We start from the raw sequence: 16,812 nt of genomic DNA, 5'->3' as shown, positions 1-16,812 counted from the left end.
TGGTCAACCCAATGGTCAACCCATCGCCGCGCTGAACAGGGTGTGCATCGCATACCGCAGCCCCCCGATGTCCCCCACCGGCTCCGGGAAGTCGAACCGCGCGTCGAAGGTCTGCCGCTCCGCCCCGGTGATCCGCACCCGGAGCCCGAAGCGGTCCAGCGCCAGCGGCACCACTTCGCGCACCGCCGTCGGATCCGTGCCCGCCCGGTCGCCCAGCAGGGTGCACAGAGTACGCACCTGATCGCCGTGCGCCGAGTGCAGATGCTGCAGCAGGTCCGCCTCGTGCCGGGTGATCGGATCCGGCAGCGCCTGCGCGAGATGCCCGGGATCCACACAGCCCGCGCCCCAGAGGTCGTCCAGTGAGATCTCCCCGACCTCCAGCCGCACCGGCATCCACGCGGGCTGCTCGCCGGGGCCCTGTGGCACGGCGCCGGCGGGGTGCCGCTCGGCGAGCAGTTCGATGCACCGGCCCCGGTCCTCACCCCGCACGGCGGTCAGCCATCCGGCCAGCCAGGCGCGGCCGCGCACCCGCTGGCGCACCGCGACGGGAGCGACGTCCGTGATCTCCATCACGCAGGCCAGATCGTCGTCCTGGGCGTATGCGGCCGCCTTGGCGGTGGGAGAATCCCAGGGCAGAAGGAGAACGACGTCCCCCTCGGGCGTGACCGTGCGCGCCGCCGGTTCCCACCATCCGGGACCTTGGTCGCGAGCACCCGGCAGCGTGAGGGATACTGAGGCGTTGTACTCAACGAGGGTTCGTACGCGCTCGGCTTTGGTGGGCTGCCGAGCGTCTTCCCTGGGACGCGGCTGACCTTGTTCATCGTCGTCGTAAGCAGACACCGATTCGCTCGAGTGATCTGAACTGCGACGCGCACTGGGCAGGGGGATCCCATGTGGTCGAGACATTACGTCCTCCTCGAATAAGGTAAGGCTCACCTAACTTACATGGAGGTAGGTTCCCCGTGAACCAGTCGCGACCCAAGGTCAAGAAGTCGCGTGCACTCGGCATCGCCCTGACGCCGAAGGCCGTCAAGTACTTCGAGGCTCGCCCCTACCCGCCGGGTGAGCACGGCCGTGGCCGCAAGCAGAACTCGGACTACAAGGTCCGTCTGCTCGAGAAGCAGCGCCTTCGCGCTCAGTACGACGTCTCCGAGCGTCAGCTGGTCCGCGCCTACGAGCGCGCCAGCAAGGTCCAGGGCAAGACCGGTGAGGCTCTGATCATCGAGCTCGAGCGCCGTCTCGACGCCCTGGTGCTCCGCTCCGGTATCGCTCGCACGATCTACCAGGCCCGTCAGATGGTCGTCCACGGCCACATCGAGGTGAACGGCGGCAAGGTCGACAAGCCGTCCTTCCGTGTGCGCCCCGACGACGTCGTCATGGTCCGCGAGCGCTCCCGCGCCAAGCACCCGTTCCAGGTCGCCCGTGAGGGTGGCTACGCGCCCGACGGTGAGACCCCGCGCTACCTGCAGGTCAACCTCAAGGCGCTCGCCTTCCGCCTGGACCGGGAGCCGAACCGCAAGGAGATCCCGGTGATCTGCGACGAGCAGCTCGTCGTCGAGTACTACGCCCGCTGATCCAGCGGACGTAGCACCACCGGCCTCACGCACGAGCCCGTCTCTCCTGGCCTTCCCGGCAGGAGAGGCGGGCTCTCGCGTTGCCGGGTCCCGCCCGGGCACGCTGCGCGCCCCCGGCGGCTCGTATCCACCGGCCCTTCCGTGAACTCCCCGGACCCGTCCGGGGATTGCCTCGCGGCCACCGGGCACGGAACGTGTCGGGGTCTGCGCACTCCGTACAATCGGCCGGGGGGCAACTCCCGTCCCGCGGGCCCCCGTCCGGTACGGCACGCCACCTTGGGCGCGATAGGGTCGGAGAACGACTTCCGAGTCCCGACAGCAAGCCCCGACAACGAGCAGAGAGCGGTGCAGCGTGACCGGTGGAGAGGTTGCCGGGATTCTGGTGGCCGTCTTCTGGGCGATCCTGGTCTCCTTCCTCGCCGTGGTGCTGGTGAGGCTGACCCAGACGCTCAAGGCGACCACCAAGCTGGTGACGGATGTGACGGAGCAGGCCGTGCCGCTGCTGGTGGACGCCTCGGCGACCGTGCGCTCCGCGCAGACCCAGCTCGACCGGGTCGACGCCATCGCCTCCGACGTCCAGGAAGTCACCTCCAACGCGTCGGCGCTCTCCAGCACCGTCGCCTCCACCTTCGGCGGCCCGCTGGTCAAGGTGGCGGCGTTCGGCTACGGGGTGCGCCAGGCCATGAGCCGCAGCAAGACCGCGGACGCGCCGTCCGAGCGGACCCCCCGCACCGTCGTCGTGGGACGCACCGTGCCGGCCGCCCGGCGCAGGAACAGGAAGCAGAAGGGCTGAACCAGCGATGTTCCGCCGTACGTTCTGGTTCACCGCCGGCGCAGCGGCCGGCGTGTGGGCCACCACCAAGGTCAACCGCAAGCTCAGGCAGCTGACCCCGGAGAGCCTCGCCGCCCAGGCGGCGAACAAGGCCGTCGAGACCGGGCACCGCCTCAAGGACTTCGCCTTTGACGTCAGGTCCTCCATGGCCCGGCGCGAGGCCGAACTCGGCGAGGCGCTCGGCATCGAAGCACCCCCCGAGCGCGGCCTTCCCCCGCAGCGGCGTCCCATCGCCCTCGGGAACCGCGACGAAAACCAGAAGCAGGACACGAAGCACTACGGGATGCTGGACAGCAGCTACCCGTACGACCGGAATGAGGACCACTGATGGAGTCGGCTGAAATCCGCCGCCGCTGGCTGAGCTTCTTCGAGGAGCGCGGGCACACCGTCGTGCCTTCGGCGTCGCTCATCGCGGACGACCCGACTCTGCTGCTCGTCCCGGCCGGCATGGTGCCCTTCAAGCCCTACTTCCTGGGCGAGGTCAAGCCGCCGTTCCCGCGCGCGACCAGCGTGCAGAAGTGCGTGCGCACCCCCGACATCGAAGAGGTCGGCAAGACCACCCGCCACGGCACGTTCTTCCAGATGTGCGGCAACTTCTCCTTCGGTGACTACTTCAAGGAAGGCGCCATCACCTACGCCTGGGAGCTGCTCACCACACCCCAGGACAAGGGCGGCTACGGGCTGGACCCCGAGCGCCTGTGGATCACGGTCTACCTCGACGACGACGAGGCCGAGAGCATCTGGCGCGACAAGGTCGGCGTCCCCGCCGAGCGCATCCAGCGCCTCGGCAAGAAGGACAACTACTGGTCCATGGGCGTGCCCGGCCCCTGCGGCCCGTGCTCCGAGATCAACTACGACCGCGGCCCCGAGTTCGGCGTCGAAGGCGGCCCGGCCGTCAACGACGAGCGCTACGTGGAGATCTGGAACCTGGTCTTCATGCAGTACGAGCGCGGCGAGGGCTCCGGCAAGGAGGACTTCGAGATCGTCGGCGACCTGCCGAGCAAGAACATCGACACCGGTCTCGGCCTCGAGCGCCTCGCCATGATCCTGCAGGGCGTGCAGAACATGTACGAGACGGACACCCTGCGGGTCGTCATCGACAAGGCCACCGAGCTCACCGGCGTCCGCTACGGCGAGAACCACGACTCGGACGTGTCCCTCCGCGTGGTCGCCGACCACCTCCGTACGTCCGTCATGCTCATCGGCGACGGCGTCACGCCCGGCAACGAGGGCCGTGGCTACGTCCTGCGCCGCATCATGCGCCGCGCCATTCGCAACATGCGCCTCCTCGGCGCCACCGACCCCGTCGTCTCGACCCTCGTCGACGTGGTCATCAAGACCATGAGCCGGCAGTACCCGGAGCTGGAGACCGATCGCAAGCGCATCGAGACCGTCGCGCTCGCCGAAGAGGCCGCCTTCCTGAAGGCCCTCAAGGGCGGCACGAACATCCTCGACACGGCCGTCACGGAGACCAGGGCCTCCGGTGGCACCGTCCTGGCCGGCGACAAGGCGTTCCTGCTCCACGACACCTGGGGCTTCCCGATCGACCTCACCCTCGAGATGGCCGCCGAGCAGGGTCTGACCGTGGACGAGGACGGCTTCCGCCGTCTGATGAAGGAACAGCGGGAGCGCGCCAAGGCCGACGCCAAGGCCAAGAAGACCGGCCACGCCGATGTGTCCGCCTACCGCGAGGTCGCCGACACCTCCGGCTCCACCGAGTTCACCGGCTACACCAGCACCGAGGGCGAGTCGACCATCGTCGGTCTGCTCGTCGACGGTGTGCCCTCGCCCGCCGCCTCCGAAGGCGACGAGGTCGAGGTCGTCCTCGACCGCACCCCGTTCTACGCCGAGGGCGGCGGCCAGCTCGCCGACCACGGCCGGATCAGGCTCGACACCGGTGCCGTCATCGAGGTCCGCGACGTCCAGCAGCCGGTCCCCGGTGTCTCCGTGCACAAGGGCTCGGTGCAGGTCGGCGAGGTGACCGTGGGCGCCTCGGCCTACGCCGCCATCGACGTCAGGCGCCGCCGGGCCATCGCCCGCGCCCACAGCGCCACGCACCTCACCCACCAGGCCCTGCGCGACGCCCTCGGCCCGACGGCCGCCCAGGCCGGCTCCGAGAACTCGCCGGGCCGCTTCCGCTTCGACTTCGGTTCGCCGGCCGCCGTGCCCGGCACGGTCCTCACCGATGTCGAGCAGAAGATCAACGAGGTCCTCTCGCGAGAGCTCGACGTCCAGGCCGAGGTCATGAGCATCGACGAGGCCAAGAAGCAGGGCGCCATCGCCGAGTTCGGCGAGAAGTACGGCGAGCGGGTCCGTGTCGTCACCATCGGGGACTTTTCCAAGGAGCTCTGCGGCGGTACGCACGTCCACAACACGTCCCAGCTGGGCCTGGTGAAGCTGCTCGGCGAGTCGTCGATCGGCAGCGGTGTGCGCCGGATCGAGGCCCTCGTCGGCGTCGACGCCTACAACTTCCTGGCCAAGGAGCACACGGTCGTCGCCCAGCTCCAGGAGCTGGTCAAGGGCCGTTCCGAGGAGCTGCCGGAGAAGATCGCCGCCATGCTCGGCAAGCTGAAGGACGCCGAGAAGGAGATCGAGAAGTTCCGCGCGGAGAAGGTCCTCCAGGCCGCCGCCGGGCTCGCCCAGGGCGCCAAGGACGTGCGGGGCGTCGCACTTGTCACCGGGCAGGTCCCGGACGGCACGTCCGCCGACGACCTGCGCAAGCTGGTCCTGGACGTCCGAGGCCGGCTGCAGCAGTTGTCGGGAGCCGGCGACCGCCCGGCCGTCGTGGCCCTGTTCACCACGGCGAACGGCCGCCCGCTGACCGTCATCGCCACCAACGAGGCCGCCCGTGAGCGCGGTCTCAAGGCCGGTGACCTGGTCCGCACGGCCGCCAAGACCCTCGGCGGCGGCGGTGGCGGCAAGCCGGACGTCGCCCAGGGCGGCGGCCAGAACCCGGATGCGATCGGCGACGCCATCGACGCCGTCGAGCGCCTCGTCACCGAATCGGCGTGACATCCGTCATGCGCCGAGGACGTCGGCTCGCCATCGACGTCGGGGACGCCCGGATCGGGGTCGCCTCGTGCGACCCCGACGGGGTCCTCGCCACCCCGGTGGAGACCGTGCCGGGACGTGATGTCCCGGCCGCGCACCGGCGGCTGCGGCAGCTCACCGAGGAGTACGAACCGCTCGAGGTCGTCGTGGGCCTGCCCCGCTCGCTCAGCGGCGGGGAAGGCCCCGCGGCCGCCAAGGTCAGGGCCTTCGCCCAGGAGCTCGCCCGCGGCATCGCACCGGTGCCGGTACGGCTGGTGGACGAGCGGATGACCACGGTGTCGGCCACTCAGGGACTACGGGCATCCGGCGTGAAATCCCGGAAAGGCCGCTCCGTCATCGACCAGGCAGCCGCTGTGATCATCCTTCAGAACGCTCTTGAGTCCGAACGGGTATCTGGTAATCCTCCCGGGGAGAGCGTCGAAGTGGTCATCTGATCGCGATACGGTAACGTTCCGCGCGTTGCGGTCGCTTTCGAACAGCTGCCGCACCACGTAGAGGCGGACCGTCCCGGACGCCTCACGGCTGTTTGGGGATCGATGACTGAGTATGGCCGGAGCCCTGGCTCCGAACCGTGGCATCCCGAGGACCCTGCCTCCCCCTCCGCCTACGGGCGGGAGGGGAACAACGGGGACCAGGGATGGCAAGGTCATCAGGGCCCGCCCGGCTACGGACAGGTACCGCCCGGCTACGATCCGGCATACGGCGCACAGCAGCCCGGGAGTGACCCGTACCAGCAGCAGTACCCGAACCAGCAGCAGTACGGGCAGCAGTACCCGAACCAGCAGCAGTACCCGAGCCAGCAGCAGTACGGTCAGCAGTACCCGAACCAGCAGCAGTACGGCGGCTACCAGGGACAGCAGCAGTACGCCGATCAGCAGCTCTACGACACCGGCTCCCAGCCCTACGTCGGACAGCAGCACCCCGCGCAGGGATACGCCGACCCGGGCTACGCGCAGCCGCAGTACGGCGCGGGGGGCTGGGACACCGGGCAGCAGGCGGCGATGCCGTACGAGCCCACCCCGGGCGCGCCCTACGACGGCGAGCGTCCCGATCTCTACGGCACTCCCGACGCCTATCCGCCGCCGCAACCCCCGGGTCGCCGCACCGCCATGGCCGCCGAGCGGGCCCCGGAGACCCGGTCTGATCAGGAATGGCAGGACGAGCAGGAAGAGGAGACCCACCCCTTCTTCACCGGAGAGGACCCCGCCGACGAGGGCGACGAGCCGGGCGGATCACGCCGCGGCTCGGGCGGTGAGCGCGGGCGGACTCCCAAGAAGCAGAAGAAGGGCCGCAGCGGTGTCGCCTGCCTGTTCGTCGCCGTCGTCCTGGTCGGCGGTGTCGGCGGCGTGGGCTACGTCGGATACCAGTTCTGGCAGAGCAAGTTCGGCGCGGCGCCCGACTTCGCCGGCGCTGGCAGCGGCAGCGTCCAGGTGGAGATCCCGCAGGGGGCGACCGGCGCGGTCATCGGCAACGTCCTCAAGGACGCCGGTGTGGTCAAGAGCGTCGACGCCTTCGTCGCCGCCCAGAGCGAGAACCCGGACGGGAAGAAGATCCAGGCCGGCGTCTACACGCTCAAGAAGGAGATGTCGGCGGCGAGCGCCGTCGACATGATGCTCAGCCCGGCCAGCCGCAACGGCTTCACCATCCCCGAAGGCCAGCGCAACGCTCAGGTCTACAAGCAGATCGACGAACGCCTCGGCCTCAAGGCCGGTTCGACGGCGACCGTCGCCAAAGAGCAGGCCGGGAAACTCGGCCTGCCCGAGTGGGCCCAGGGCCACGAGAAACTCAAGGACCCGCTGGAGGGCTTCCTCTACCCCGCCACCTATCCGGTGGCCAAGGGAGCCAAGCCCGAGGCCGTCCTCAAGGCGATGGTGGCCCGTGCCAACCAGGAGTACGCCAAGGCCGATCTCGACGCCAAGGCGAAGAAGCTCGGGCTCGACGGCCCCTGGGAGCTGCTCACGGTGGCCAGCCTGGTCCAGGCCGAGGGCAAGACGCAGGACGACTACCGGAAGATGGCCGAGGTCGTCTACAACCGCCTCAAGCCCGGCAACACCGAAACGAATCAGCTGCTGCAATTCGACTCGGCCTTCAATTACCTCAAGGGCCAGAGCAAAATCGATATCAGCGAGTCCGAGATCAACAGCAACAAGGACCCGTACAACACGTACACCCAGAAGGGGCTCACGCCCGGACCCATCAGCAACCCCGGTCAGCTGGCCCTCCAGAGCGCGATCAATCCGACGTCCGACGGCTGGATGTACTTCGTCGCCACCGACGGCAAGCACAAGACCGAGTTCGCCAAGACGCACGACGAGTTCCAGAAGCTGAAGGACAAGTTCAATGACCAGCGCGGCGGGTGACGCCCGAAGGGCCGCCGTCCTCGGCTCGCCCATCGCCCACTCGCTGTCCCCCGTACTGCACCGCGCCGCCTACGCGGCACTCGGCCTCGCCGACTGGTCCTACGACCGCTTCGAGGTGAACGAGGCGGAGCTGCCGGACTTCGTCGAGGAGCTCGGTGCGGGCTGGTCGGGACTGTCACTGACCATGCCGCTCAAGCGCGCGATCATCCCGCTGCTCGACGAGATCAGCGAGACCGCGGCTTCCGTCGAGACCGTCAACACCGTCGTGTTCACCGAGGACGGCCGGCGTACCGGGGACAACACCGACATCCCCGGCATCATCGCCGCACTGCGGGAGCGTGGGGTCGACAAGGTCGAGTACGCCGCTGTGCTCGGCGCGGGTGCCACCGCCTCCTCCGCGCTCGCCGCGCTCTCCCGGATCTGCACGGGACCGGTCACCGCCTACGTACGCACCTCCGCCCGCGCCGAGGAGATGCGCGGCTGGGGCGAGCGGCTCGGTGTGGAGGTGCACACGGCCGACTGGGCGGAAGCCGGTCATGCCTTCGACGCCCCGCTGGTCATCGCCACCACTCCGGCCGGGGCCACGGACGTCCTCACGCCCTACGTCCCCGAGCGTCCCGGCACCCTCTTCGACGTCGTCTACGACCCCTGGCCGACCGCGCTCGCGGCCGCCTGGGCGGAACAGGGCGGAGCCGTCGTGGGCGGGCTCGACCTGCTGGTGCACCAGGCCGTCCTCCAGGTCGAGCTGATGACCGGCTTTATCCCGGGGCCGCTTGCCGCGATGCGTTCCGCCGGGGAGCGGGCCCTCGCGGATCGCTGACCGCGAACCCCCGCCGCGACGCGGACGCGGACGTCCGAAAGCTGGACCACGATCAGCCGCGCGCCCCGGACGTGGGAGGATCGAAGGAGGCGGACCAGGGCCGCGCGCCCCCCAGCCATCGCTGGGAGGTGCCCCCGGGTCGCGCCGCCGCATTCCAGGCGCGAGCATGAGGAGCACCGTTGAGCAGGTTGCGCTGGCTGACCGCGGGGGAGTCGCACGGCCCCGCACTGGTGGCGACGCTGGAGGGTCTTCCCGCCGGTGTCCCGGTCACCACCGAGATGGTGGCCGATCACCTGGCCCGGCGACGCCTCGGCTATGGACGCGGTGCGCGGATGAAGTTCGAGCGGGACGAGGTCACCTTCCTCGGCGGCGTACGGCACGGGCTCACGCTCGGCTCCCCGCTCGCGGTCATGGTCGGGAACACCGAGTGGCCCAAGTGGGACAAGGTCATGGCGGCCGATCCGGTGGACCCGGACGAGCTCGCCCAGCTGGCCCGTAACGCCCCCCTGACCCGGCCCCGCCCCGGCCACGCGGACCTCGCCGGCATGCAGAAGTACGGCTTCGACGAGGCCCGGCCGATCCTGGAGCGTGCCAGCGCCCGGGAGACCGCCGCCCGTGTCGCCCTCGGCGCCGTGGCCCGCTCGTTCCTCAAGGAGACCGCGGGCATCGAGATCGTCTCGCACGTCGTGGAACTGGCCGCGGCGAAGGCCCCCTACGGCGTGTACCCGACGCCCGCCGACGTCGAGAAGCTGGACGCCGACCCGGTGCGCTGCCTCGACACCGACGCGTCGAAGGCGATGGTCGCCGAGATCGACCAGGCCCACAAGGACGGCGACACCCTCGGTGGAGTGGTCGAGGTCCTCGCCTACGGCGTGCCCGTGGGCCTCGGCTCCCACGTCCACTGGGACCGGCGTCTCGACGCCCGGCTGGCCGCCGCCCTCATGGGCATCCAGGCCATCAAGGGCGTCGAGGTCGGCGACGGCTTCGAGCTGGCACGGGTGCCCGGCTCCAAGGCCCACGACGAGATCGTGGCCACCGAGGACGGCATCCGGCGCACCTCGGGCCGCTCCGGCGGCACCGAGGGCGGACTCACGACCGGCGAGCTGCTGCGCGTACGGGCAGCGATGAAGCCGATCGCCACCGTGCCCCGGGCGCTGAAGACCGTGGACGTGGCCACCGGCGAGGCCGCGGCGGCGCACCACCAGCGCTCCGACGTCTGCGCCGTGCCGGCCGCCGGGATCGTCGCCGAGGCGATGGTCGCGCTGGTGCTGGCCGACGCGGTCGCCGAGAAGTTCGGCGGCGACAGCGTCACCGAGACCCGCCGCAATGTTCAGTCCTACCTCGAGCACCTGGCCATCCGGTGAGCAGCGCGCACACGCCCGCCGGACCGCGGGTCGTGCTGATCGGGCCCATGGGCGTCGGCAAGTCCACCGTCGGCGCCCTGCTGGCCGAGCGTCTCGGTATCGGCTACCGGGACACCGACGCCGACATCGTGACCGCCGAGGGCCGGGAGATCTCGGACATCTTCATCGAGGACGGCGAGCCGCACTTCCGCACGCTCGAACGCGCCGCCGTACGGGCGGCGGTCTCCGAGCACACGGGCGTGCTCTCCCTGGGCGGGGGAGCGATCCTCGACGAGGCCACCCGGGAACTGCTGGCCCCCCTGCCCGTCGTCTATCTCTCGATGGACGTCGATGAGGCCGTACGGCGCGTCGGGCTGAACACCGCACGTCCGCTGCTCGCCGTCAATCCGCGCCGCCAGTGGCGAGAGCTGATGGACGCCCGGCGCCATCTGTACACCGAAGCCGCGCGCGTCGTGGTCGCCACCGACGAGCGCACCCCCGCAGAGGTCGCCCAGGCGGTCCTCGACGCACTCGAATTGAAGGACGCATGACGGACCAGGACCAGGCATTCACCCGCATCCAGGTCGCCGGCACGGCGGGCACCGACCCGTACGAGGTGCTCGTCGGCCGTCAGCTGCTCGGTGAACTCCCCGGGCTGATCGGCCCCCGCGCCAAGCGCGTCGCCGTCATTCACCCCGAGGCGCTCGCCGAGACCGGTGAGGCGGTCCGCGAGGACCTTGCCGGCCAGGGGTACGAGGCCATCGCGATCCAGGTGCCGAACGCCGAGGAGGCCAAGACCGCAGAGGTCGCCGCGTACTGCTGGAAGGCGCTCGGCCAGACCGGCTTCACCCGCACCGACGTCATCGTCGGCGTCGGCGGCGGCGCCACGACCGACCTGGCCGGATTCGTGGCCGCCAGCTGGCTGCGCGGAGTGCGGTGGATCGCCGTACCGACGACGGTCCTCGGCATGGTCGACGCGGCCGTCGGCGGCAAGACCGGCATCAACACCGCCGAGGGCAAGAACCTGGTGGGAGCCTTCCACCCGCCGGCCGGGGTGCTCTGCGACCTCGGCGCGCTCGACTCGCTGCCGGTCCACGACTACGTCAGCGGCATGGCCGAGATCATCAAGGCCGGCTTCATCGCCGACCCCGCGATCCTCGACCTGGTCGAGGCGGACCCGCAGGGCGCGCGCACTCCGGCCGGGCCGCACACCGCCGAGCTCATCGTGCGCTCCATCCGGGTCAAGGCCGAGGTCGTCTCCAGCGACCTCAAGGAGTCCGGACTGCGCGAGATCCTCAACTACGGCCATACGCTGGCGCACGCCATCGAGCAGAACGAGCGCTACAAGTGGCGGCACGGCGCCGCCGTCTCCGTCGGCATGGTCTTCGCCGCCGAACTCGGCCGGCTGGCCGGGCGGTTGGACGACGCGACCGCCGACCGCCACCGCACGGTCCTGGAATCCGTCGGGCTTCCGCTCACGTACCGGGGCGACCAGTGGCCGAAGCTCCTGGAGACCATGAAGGTCGACAAGAAGTCCCGCGGAGACCTGCTGCGCTTCATCGTCCTGGACGGCCTGGCCAAGCCGACCGTTCTGGAGGGCCCTGACCCGGCGGTTCTGGTCGCGGCCTTCGGCGAGGTGTCCGCGTGAACCGGCGGGTCCTCGTGCTCAACGGGCCGAACCTGGGGCGGCTGGGTTCGCGCGAGCCCGATGTGTACGGCTCCACCTCGTACACGGGGCTCGTCGACGCCTGCCGCACCCTCGGCAAGGAACTGGGCTTCGACGTCGACGTACGCGAGACCAACGACGAGGGGGAGATGATCCGCTGGCTGCACGAGGCGGCCGACGGCTCCCTCCCGGTCGTCCTCAACCCGGGTGCGTTCACGCACTACTCGTACGGGATGCGCGACGCAGCGGCCCAGCGGACCGCGCCGCTCATCGAGGTGCACATCTCGAACCCGTACGCACGGGAGGAATTCCGCCACACTTCGGTGATCGCCGCCGTCGCCTCCGGTACGGTCGCGGGTTTCGGTATCGGCTCGTACCGGCTGGCCCTGCGAGCGCTGGCGGATGAACTCACCGGCTGAGCGAAGCCGGTACGGGCACTCGGGACCGGCCCCGGGCGTTCTCTTCCAGGGGACCGGGGAGGGTACCGTTCCGTCCGGGCCGCTCAACTGCCGCCCGACCAGTATGAACTCGCACGAGACGGAGTGGCGCGGGATGCAGGACGCAGTGGGGGCTCCGCCTCCGCCGGGCGGGCACGGGCCGGCCGGGTGGGGGCACCAGGCCCGGCGGCCGGGCCCGCCGGCTCAGCCGCAAGGCGGGCCCGCCCCCGGCTGGCCCGGTGCCGCCCAGCAGCCCCAGGCCCCGCTGCCCCCGTCGCCCGACACCACCGGGCATGTGCTGCTGCCACCCGTGGGGACCCCCGCGCCTCCCATGGCTTCGCCCGGGAGCACCACCGGCAGCACCGGATCCGCCACGCTCGCGGTGCTCCTCATCGGCCCGGCCGGCGCGGGCAAGACGACCGTGGCCCGCCACTGGGCATCGAGCCGCCGCGTGCCCACCGCGCACGTCAGCCTCGACGACGTCCGCGAATGGGTCTGCTCCGGTTTCGCCGACCCCCAGTCCGGGTGGAACGAACATTCCGAGGCCCAGTACCGCCTCGCCCGCCGCACCTGCGGATTCGCCGCGCGCAACTTCCTGGCCAACGGCATCTCCTGCATACTCGACGACGCGGTCTTCCCCGACCGTCCCGTCGTCGGCCTCGGTGGCTGGAAGCGCCATGTCGGCCCCGGTCTGCTCCCCGTCGTCCTTCTGCCTGGCCTCGAGGTCGTCCTCGAGCGCAACGCGGAGCGCAGCGGCAACCGCCGTCTCTCCGACGAGGAGGTGGCCGGCATCCACGGCCGGATGGCCGGCTGGTACGGCTCCGGGCTGCCGATCATCGACAACTCGCACTGCGACGTGGAGACCACGGCCCGCATCCTCGACGACGTCCTGGCCCGCTCGATCGCGAGCCCTCCGGCCTGGTAGGCGGCGGCCTGGGGTGCCAGTCCCGGTCCCGTCCCGCCGTCCGGCTCTTTCCGGGGCGGCGGGGCGTCACCGGAACAGCCCTCAAAGGCTCAGGGGCTACGGCTCGATCAGTCCGACCCGGATCGCGTACCGCGTGAGCTCCAGCCGGTCTTTCAGCCCGAGCTTCTGCAGCAGGTTGGAGCGGTGGCGCTCGACCGTCTTGACGCTGATGACGAGCAGGTCGGCGATCTCCTGCGAACTATGGCCCTCCGCAACGAGTTTGAGGATCTCCTCCTCACGGTCGGTGATGGCACGCTCGGGGAGGCTCTCGCCCTCCCTGACACGGTTGAGGTAGTTGCGGATCAGCGCATTGACGGCACCCGGGTAGATGAAGGGCTCGCCGCGCATGGTGGCGCGGCAGGCTTCGACGAGGTCGCGATCGGCGACGGATTTCAGGACGTAGCCCGATGCGCCGGCCGCCAGCGCCTCGAAGAAGTACTGCTCGTTGTCGTACATGGTCAGGATGAGGATGCGCGTCTGCGGCCGGGTGCGCGAGAGCTCACGGGCGGCTTGCAGTCCCGTCAGACGCGGCATGGCGATATCGAGGATGGCCAGGTCCGGCTGGTGGGTGCGCGCGGCTTCGAGGGCCTCGGCGCCGTCGCCCGCTTCGGCGACGACGGTCAGGCCGGGTTCCGCCTCGAGGATGAGACGGACTCCGCGGCGCACCAGGGCGTGGTCGTCGGCCAGCAGGATGCGTGTCCCGGTCGCCTCCGGCATGGTCAGTCCCTCCCGCGATGGGTGGGGACGGCCAGGCGTACTTCCGTGCCGCCTACGCCGTCGCCACCGCGGCCGACGGCGAGTTCGGCGCCGATGAGGAGGGCGCGTTCGCGCATTCCGAGGATGCCGGCGCCTTCGGGGGCGCCGCCCAGACCGCGGCCGTCGTCGTGGACGCGCAGCTCCACGCCGGCGGGCGTGCACTCGAGGGTCAGATCGACATGGCGGGCGGCGGCGTGGCGTGCCGCGTTGGTCAGGCTCTCCTGGGCGACGCGGTAGATGACGAGTTCGGTGTCCTGCCCGAGCGCCGGGAGTCCGGCGTCGATGCGGTGGCGCACGGTCAGGGCGGCACTGGCGAACTCGTTGGTGAGCGCCTTGAGGGCACTGGTCAGGCCCAGTTCCTCCAGGACGCCCGGGCGAAGGCGGCGGGCGATGCGGCGGATCTCGTCCAGGCCGGCGCGGGTGGTCTCCTGGACCTGGTGCAGTTCCTCGCGCACGGCGGCGGGGGCGTGGTCCGCGACCCGCTTCAGTTCGAGCAGGACGGCGGTGAGGCTCTGGCCGACCTCGTCGTGAAGCTCCCGGGCGACGCGGTGGCGTTCTGCTTCCTGGGCGGACAGGGCGCGCGCCGCACTGGTGGCGCGTTCGGTTTCCAGCCGGTCGAGCATGGCGTTGAAGGCCGTGATGAGCTCCGCGATCTCGCCGCTCCCGGCCACGGCCGGCCGCTGCCCGGGGCGCAGCAGGTCGATCGTGGTCATCGCGCGCGTGAGCCGCTGCAGAGGAGCGAGGCCGATGCGCAGCAGTACGCCGTTGGCGAGCAGCATGGCGACCAGTCCCGCGCCGAGTACGGCCGCCTCGGTGAGCAGGACCGGTGTGGAGACGGTGACCGGTCCCAGCAGCAGCGCGGTGGCCCCGGTCAGCACCACGGCGTTGAGCAGGAAGATCCGCCAGAACAACGGCATCGCGTCCCAGCCTCCCTCCACTGGCGGTTTCCCCCACGGTGCCCATCCTCGTCCCGTGAGCACGTCCCCGCGTTCCCGCGCGTGCCCCACTGCGATGCCCGGGGCCGGGGACCGTCACGGTCATCCTCCCGGCGATCGATGCTTTGCGCATCGGGGCCCGCCACCAGCGGAAATGGGTGCCTGCCCGGATAGTGCGGCCGGCGGTCGGAATGTGACCGTGACAGCGATGCCGTGACCGCCGAATCCCGGGAGGAGGAGCCATGGCGCACCCCGGAGGCAGAGCACCGCATGCCCGCGAGGAACCGCATGCTCGCGAGGAACCGCATGCTCGCGAAGAACCGCACGCCCGCGAAGAACCGCACGCTCACGACGGGGAGACCCGGCCGAGCACCCCACGCCGTGCCCCCGGACCGGGGGCGGGTCCGGCGCGGCGCCGGTACGCGTACCGGCGAGGAGCGTGCCGGGCCCTGCTGGTCACCGCTCTGACGATGGTGCTGACCGGTCTGGTGCTGCCGCAGGGTCTGCTGCTCGCGGCGGGTCTGGTCACGGCAGCGGCCGCGGCACATCTGCTCGCGCATCCCCGAGGACACCTGCCCGGCCCGTTCTGACGCAGGCCGGGGTCCCGCCGCCCATCGATCGAAGGAGGACGTATCCGCCCCGCACGCCGCGACGATCCCGCCCGCCCACGCCGCCGAAGGTGGTGACCCGTGGGACATGCCGACACCCTGCTCGCCATGGGCGGCGCCTTCCTGGCCGCCGCCTTCCTGGCCCGTCTCGGCAGCCGAATCGGTCTGCCGACCATCCCGCTGTTCATGCTCGCCGGCATTCTGCTCGGCCCCCACACCCCCGGCCCGGTCCTGGTCGACGACGCCCACGACTTCGAGATGCTGTCCGCGCTCGGCCTGGTGCTGCTCCTGTTCTATCTGGGCCTGGAGTTCCACCTCGACGACCTCAGGAGCGGCGGCAGACGCCTGCTGACCGCCGGTGGGATCTATCTGCTGCTCAACGTCGGGGCGGGCCTGGGTTTCGGCTTCGCCCTCGGCTGGGGTGCGCGGGAGGCTCTGGTACTCGCCGGGGTCCTGGGCATCTCGTCCTCCGCGATCGTCACCAAGATCCTCATCGATCTGGGCCGTATCGCCCACCCCGAGACGCGCCTGATCCTGGGCGTGATCGTGGTGGAGGACCTCTTCCTCGCGCTGTACCTCGCCGCGCTCCAGCCGGTCGTCAGCGGTGCCGAGGGCGTTGGGGACACGATTCTGCAGGCGGGCAAGGCGTTCGCCTTTCTGCTGGTCCTGGCCGCGGGCGCCCGCTACGGCACCCGGCTGATCGGGCGCCTGATCGCCGTGCGCGACAACGAACTCCTGGTCATCAGCTTCCTCGGCGTGGCCGTCCTGGTCGCCGGGGTCTCCGAGGTCCTCGGAGTCGCCGACGCCATCGGTGCCTTCATGGCGGGACTGATCCTGGCGGGCACTCCCTCCGGGCCCCGCATCCGCGAGCTGGTGCATCCACTGCGCGACGCCTTCGCCGCGATCTTCTTCTTCGCCTTCGGGCTGGCCATCGATCCCGGGGACATCGCCTCCGTCGCCGGCCCGGTCGCCGCCGCGGCGGCGCTGACCATCGTGACGAACGTGGCCGCCGGGCTACTGGTCGCGCGCTCGTACGCATACGGCTCCGAGGCCGCCGCGGACATCGCCACGACGCTCCTGGCCCGCGGCGAGTTCGCACTGATCCTGGCTGCCATGGCGGCGGGTGCCGGACTCGACGGCCGTCTCACCCCGTTCATCGCCGGGTACGTCCTCGTACTCGCCGTTCTCGGCCCCGTCATGGCCGGGCACGCGCATCTGCTCGCCCGTGCCCTGCGCGTCGTGCCCGCGCTCCTGCCCGGCGGCGGTGCCTTCGCGCCGGATGCCCCGGCTTCCGGGGCCGCCCGGGATCCGGCCGCCGCGGCGGGTGCCGTCGGGCGGGCAATCCCCTCGTCCTCGTCCGGGCCGGCCGCGGAAGCCGAGCGGTAGCGGCGCGCGGGGCGGGCTCGGACGCCGGCCCCGCTCGATCGAACGGTGGCAGCGGGACACCCCGTGTGGCGGGCGCGGCG

17 protein-coding genes are annotated in these 16,812 nt (G+C 70.9%); 14 read left to right on the top strand and 3 right to left on the bottom strand.

The features are described 5' to 3' along the window. Positions 1-15: 15 nt before the first annotated feature. On the bottom strand, positions 16-840 hold the full coding sequence (locus tag ACTWOL_RS06255) for a DUF2470 domain-containing protein (protein ID WP_474295166.1): 825 nt from the start codon (positions 838-840) through the stop codon (positions 16-18). A 122-nt stretch (positions 841-962) separates the two neighbouring features. On the opposite strand from ACTWOL_RS06255, the gene rpsD reads away from it, so the two are divergent. The 12 genes from rpsD (at position 963) to ACTWOL_RS06195 (ending at position 13,008) form a co-directional block, all read left to right on the top strand. Further along, positions 963-1,574 carry a 30S ribosomal protein S4 gene (rpsD, locus tag ACTWOL_RS06250; RefSeq protein WP_384938055.1) on the top strand — a complete coding sequence of 204 codons (612 nt, stop codon included), beginning with the start codon at positions 963-965 and terminating at the stop codon, positions 1,572-1,574. 352 nt (positions 1,575-1,926) lie between these two features. Beyond that, positions 1,927-2,367, top strand: coding sequence for a DUF948 domain-containing protein (locus ACTWOL_RS06245; RefSeq protein WP_474295163.1), 441 nt, complete (start codon positions 1,927-1,929; stop codon positions 2,365-2,367). 7 nt (positions 2,368-2,374) lie between these two features. Then, positions 2,375-2,734, top strand: coding sequence for a hypothetical protein (locus tag ACTWOL_RS06240; RefSeq protein ID WP_474295161.1), 360 nt, complete (start codon positions 2,375-2,377; stop codon positions 2,732-2,734). Then, positions 2,734-5,418: an alanine--tRNA ligase gene (gene alaS / locus ACTWOL_RS06235; RefSeq protein ID WP_474295160.1), complete on the top strand. Its 2,685-nt coding sequence runs from the start codon at positions 2,734-2,736 to the stop codon at positions 5,416-5,418. The genes ACTWOL_RS06240 and alaS overlap by 1 nt, the downstream gene beginning before the upstream one ends. Continuing rightward, positions 5,415-5,891, top strand: a complete 477-nt coding sequence (gene ruvX / locus ACTWOL_RS06230; protein ID WP_474295158.1) for a Holliday junction resolvase RuvX — start codon at positions 5,415-5,417, stop codon at positions 5,889-5,891. The genes alaS and ruvX overlap by 4 nt, the downstream gene beginning before the upstream one ends. A 102-nt stretch (positions 5,892-5,993) precedes the next feature. After that, positions 5,994-7,817: an endolytic transglycosylase MltG gene (gene mltG, locus ACTWOL_RS06225; RefSeq protein ID WP_474295156.1), complete on the top strand. Its 1,824-nt coding sequence runs from the start codon at positions 5,994-5,996 to the stop codon at positions 7,815-7,817. Continuing rightward, the gene (locus tag ACTWOL_RS06220; RefSeq protein ID WP_474295155.1) at positions 7,798-8,637 is read left to right on the top strand and encodes a shikimate dehydrogenase; all 840 of its coding nucleotides are present in this window, start codon (positions 7,798-7,800) and stop codon (positions 8,635-8,637) included. The genes mltG and ACTWOL_RS06220 overlap by 20 nt, the downstream gene beginning before the upstream one ends. 179 nt (positions 8,638-8,816) lie before the next feature. Continuing rightward, the gene (gene aroC / locus ACTWOL_RS06215; RefSeq protein WP_474295153.1) at positions 8,817-10,001 is read left to right on the top strand and encodes a chorismate synthase; all 1,185 of its coding nucleotides are present in this window, start codon (positions 8,817-8,819) and stop codon (positions 9,999-10,001) included. Positions 10,002-10,048: 47 nt separating this feature from the next. Next, positions 10,049-10,531 carry a shikimate kinase gene (locus ACTWOL_RS06210; protein ID WP_474301095.1) on the top strand — a complete coding sequence of 161 codons (483 nt, stop codon included), beginning with the start codon at positions 10,049-10,051 and terminating at the stop codon, positions 10,529-10,531. After that, a complete protein-coding gene (gene aroB, locus ACTWOL_RS06205; RefSeq protein WP_474295151.1) occupies positions 10,528-11,628 on the top strand; it encodes a 3-dehydroquinate synthase in 1,101 nt (366 codons plus the stop codon). Before ACTWOL_RS06210 ends, aroB begins: the two co-directional genes overlap by 4 nt. After that, positions 11,625-12,065: a type II 3-dehydroquinate dehydratase gene (gene aroQ, locus ACTWOL_RS06200; protein ID WP_474295149.1), complete on the top strand. Its 441-nt coding sequence runs from the start codon at positions 11,625-11,627 to the stop codon at positions 12,063-12,065. Before aroB ends, aroQ begins: the two co-directional genes overlap by 4 nt. A 133-nt stretch (positions 12,066-12,198) precedes the next feature. After that, positions 12,199-13,008, top strand: a complete 810-nt coding sequence (locus tag ACTWOL_RS06195; RefSeq protein WP_474295147.1) for an AAA family ATPase — start codon at positions 12,199-12,201, stop codon at positions 13,006-13,008. Between the two features lie 96 nt (positions 13,009-13,104). On the opposite strand, the gene ACTWOL_RS06190 is transcribed toward ACTWOL_RS06195, so the two are convergent. Beyond that, entirely contained in the window at positions 13,105-13,764 is a 660-nt protein-coding gene (locus ACTWOL_RS06190) for a response regulator (protein ID WP_474295145.1), read from the bottom strand. Between the two features lie 2 nt (positions 13,765-13,766). Beyond that, entirely contained in the window at positions 13,767-14,720 is a 954-nt protein-coding gene (locus ACTWOL_RS06185; RefSeq protein ID WP_474295144.1) for a HAMP domain-containing sensor histidine kinase, read from the bottom strand. A gap of 260 nt (positions 14,721-14,980) precedes the next feature. Between ACTWOL_RS06185 and ACTWOL_RS06180 the strand changes: the two genes are divergently transcribed. Together ACTWOL_RS06180 and ACTWOL_RS06175 are read left to right on the top strand one after the other, a co-directional pair. Then, on the top strand, positions 14,981-15,328 hold the full coding sequence (locus tag ACTWOL_RS06180) for a hypothetical protein (RefSeq protein WP_474295142.1): 348 nt from the start codon (positions 14,981-14,983) through the stop codon (positions 15,326-15,328). Positions 15,329-15,427: 99 nt separating this feature from the next. Beyond that, on the top strand, positions 15,428-16,732 hold the full coding sequence (locus tag ACTWOL_RS06175; RefSeq protein WP_474295140.1) for a cation:proton antiporter: 1,305 nt from the start codon (positions 15,428-15,430) through the stop codon (positions 16,730-16,732). Positions 16,733-16,812 lie beyond the last annotated feature (80 nt).

Source organism: Micromonospora sp. IBHARD003 (assembly GCF_056106285.1).
Note: the sequence above shows the minus strand (reverse complement) of the source record. Positions and strands in the feature narration are given on the sequence as shown.

Coding starts and splice junctions, on each gene's coding strand:
- aroB (WP_474295151.1), top strand. CDS start 10,528: ATGACGGACCAGGACCAGGCATTCACCCGCATCCAGGTCGCCGGCACG.
- ACTWOL_RS06240 (WP_474295161.1), top strand. CDS start 2,375: ATGTTCCGCCGTACGTTCTGGTTCACCGCCGGCGCAGCGGCCGGCGTG.
- ACTWOL_RS06220 (WP_474295155.1), top strand. CDS start 7,798: ATGACCAGCGCGGCGGGTGACGCCCGAAGGGCCGCCGTCCTCGGCTCG.
- mltG (WP_474295156.1), top strand. CDS start 5,994: ATGACTGAGTATGGCCGGAGCCCTGGCTCCGAACCGTGGCATCCCGAG.
- ACTWOL_RS06180 (WP_474295142.1), top strand. CDS start 14,981: ATGGCGCACCCCGGAGGCAGAGCACCGCATGCCCGCGAGGAACCGCAT.
- ACTWOL_RS06185 (WP_474295144.1), bottom strand. CDS start 14,720: ATGCCGTTGTTCTGGCGGATCTTCCTGCTCAACGCCGTGGTGCTGACC.
- alaS (WP_474295160.1), top strand. CDS start 2,734: ATGGAGTCGGCTGAAATCCGCCGCCGCTGGCTGAGCTTCTTCGAGGAG.
- ACTWOL_RS06210 (WP_474301095.1), top strand. CDS start 10,049: ATGGGCGTCGGCAAGTCCACCGTCGGCGCCCTGCTGGCCGAGCGTCTC.
- ACTWOL_RS06190 (WP_474295145.1), bottom strand. CDS start 13,764: ATGCCGGAGGCGACCGGGACACGCATCCTGCTGGCCGACGACCACGCC.
- ACTWOL_RS06195 (WP_474295147.1), top strand. CDS start 12,199: ATGCAGGACGCAGTGGGGGCTCCGCCTCCGCCGGGCGGGCACGGGCCG.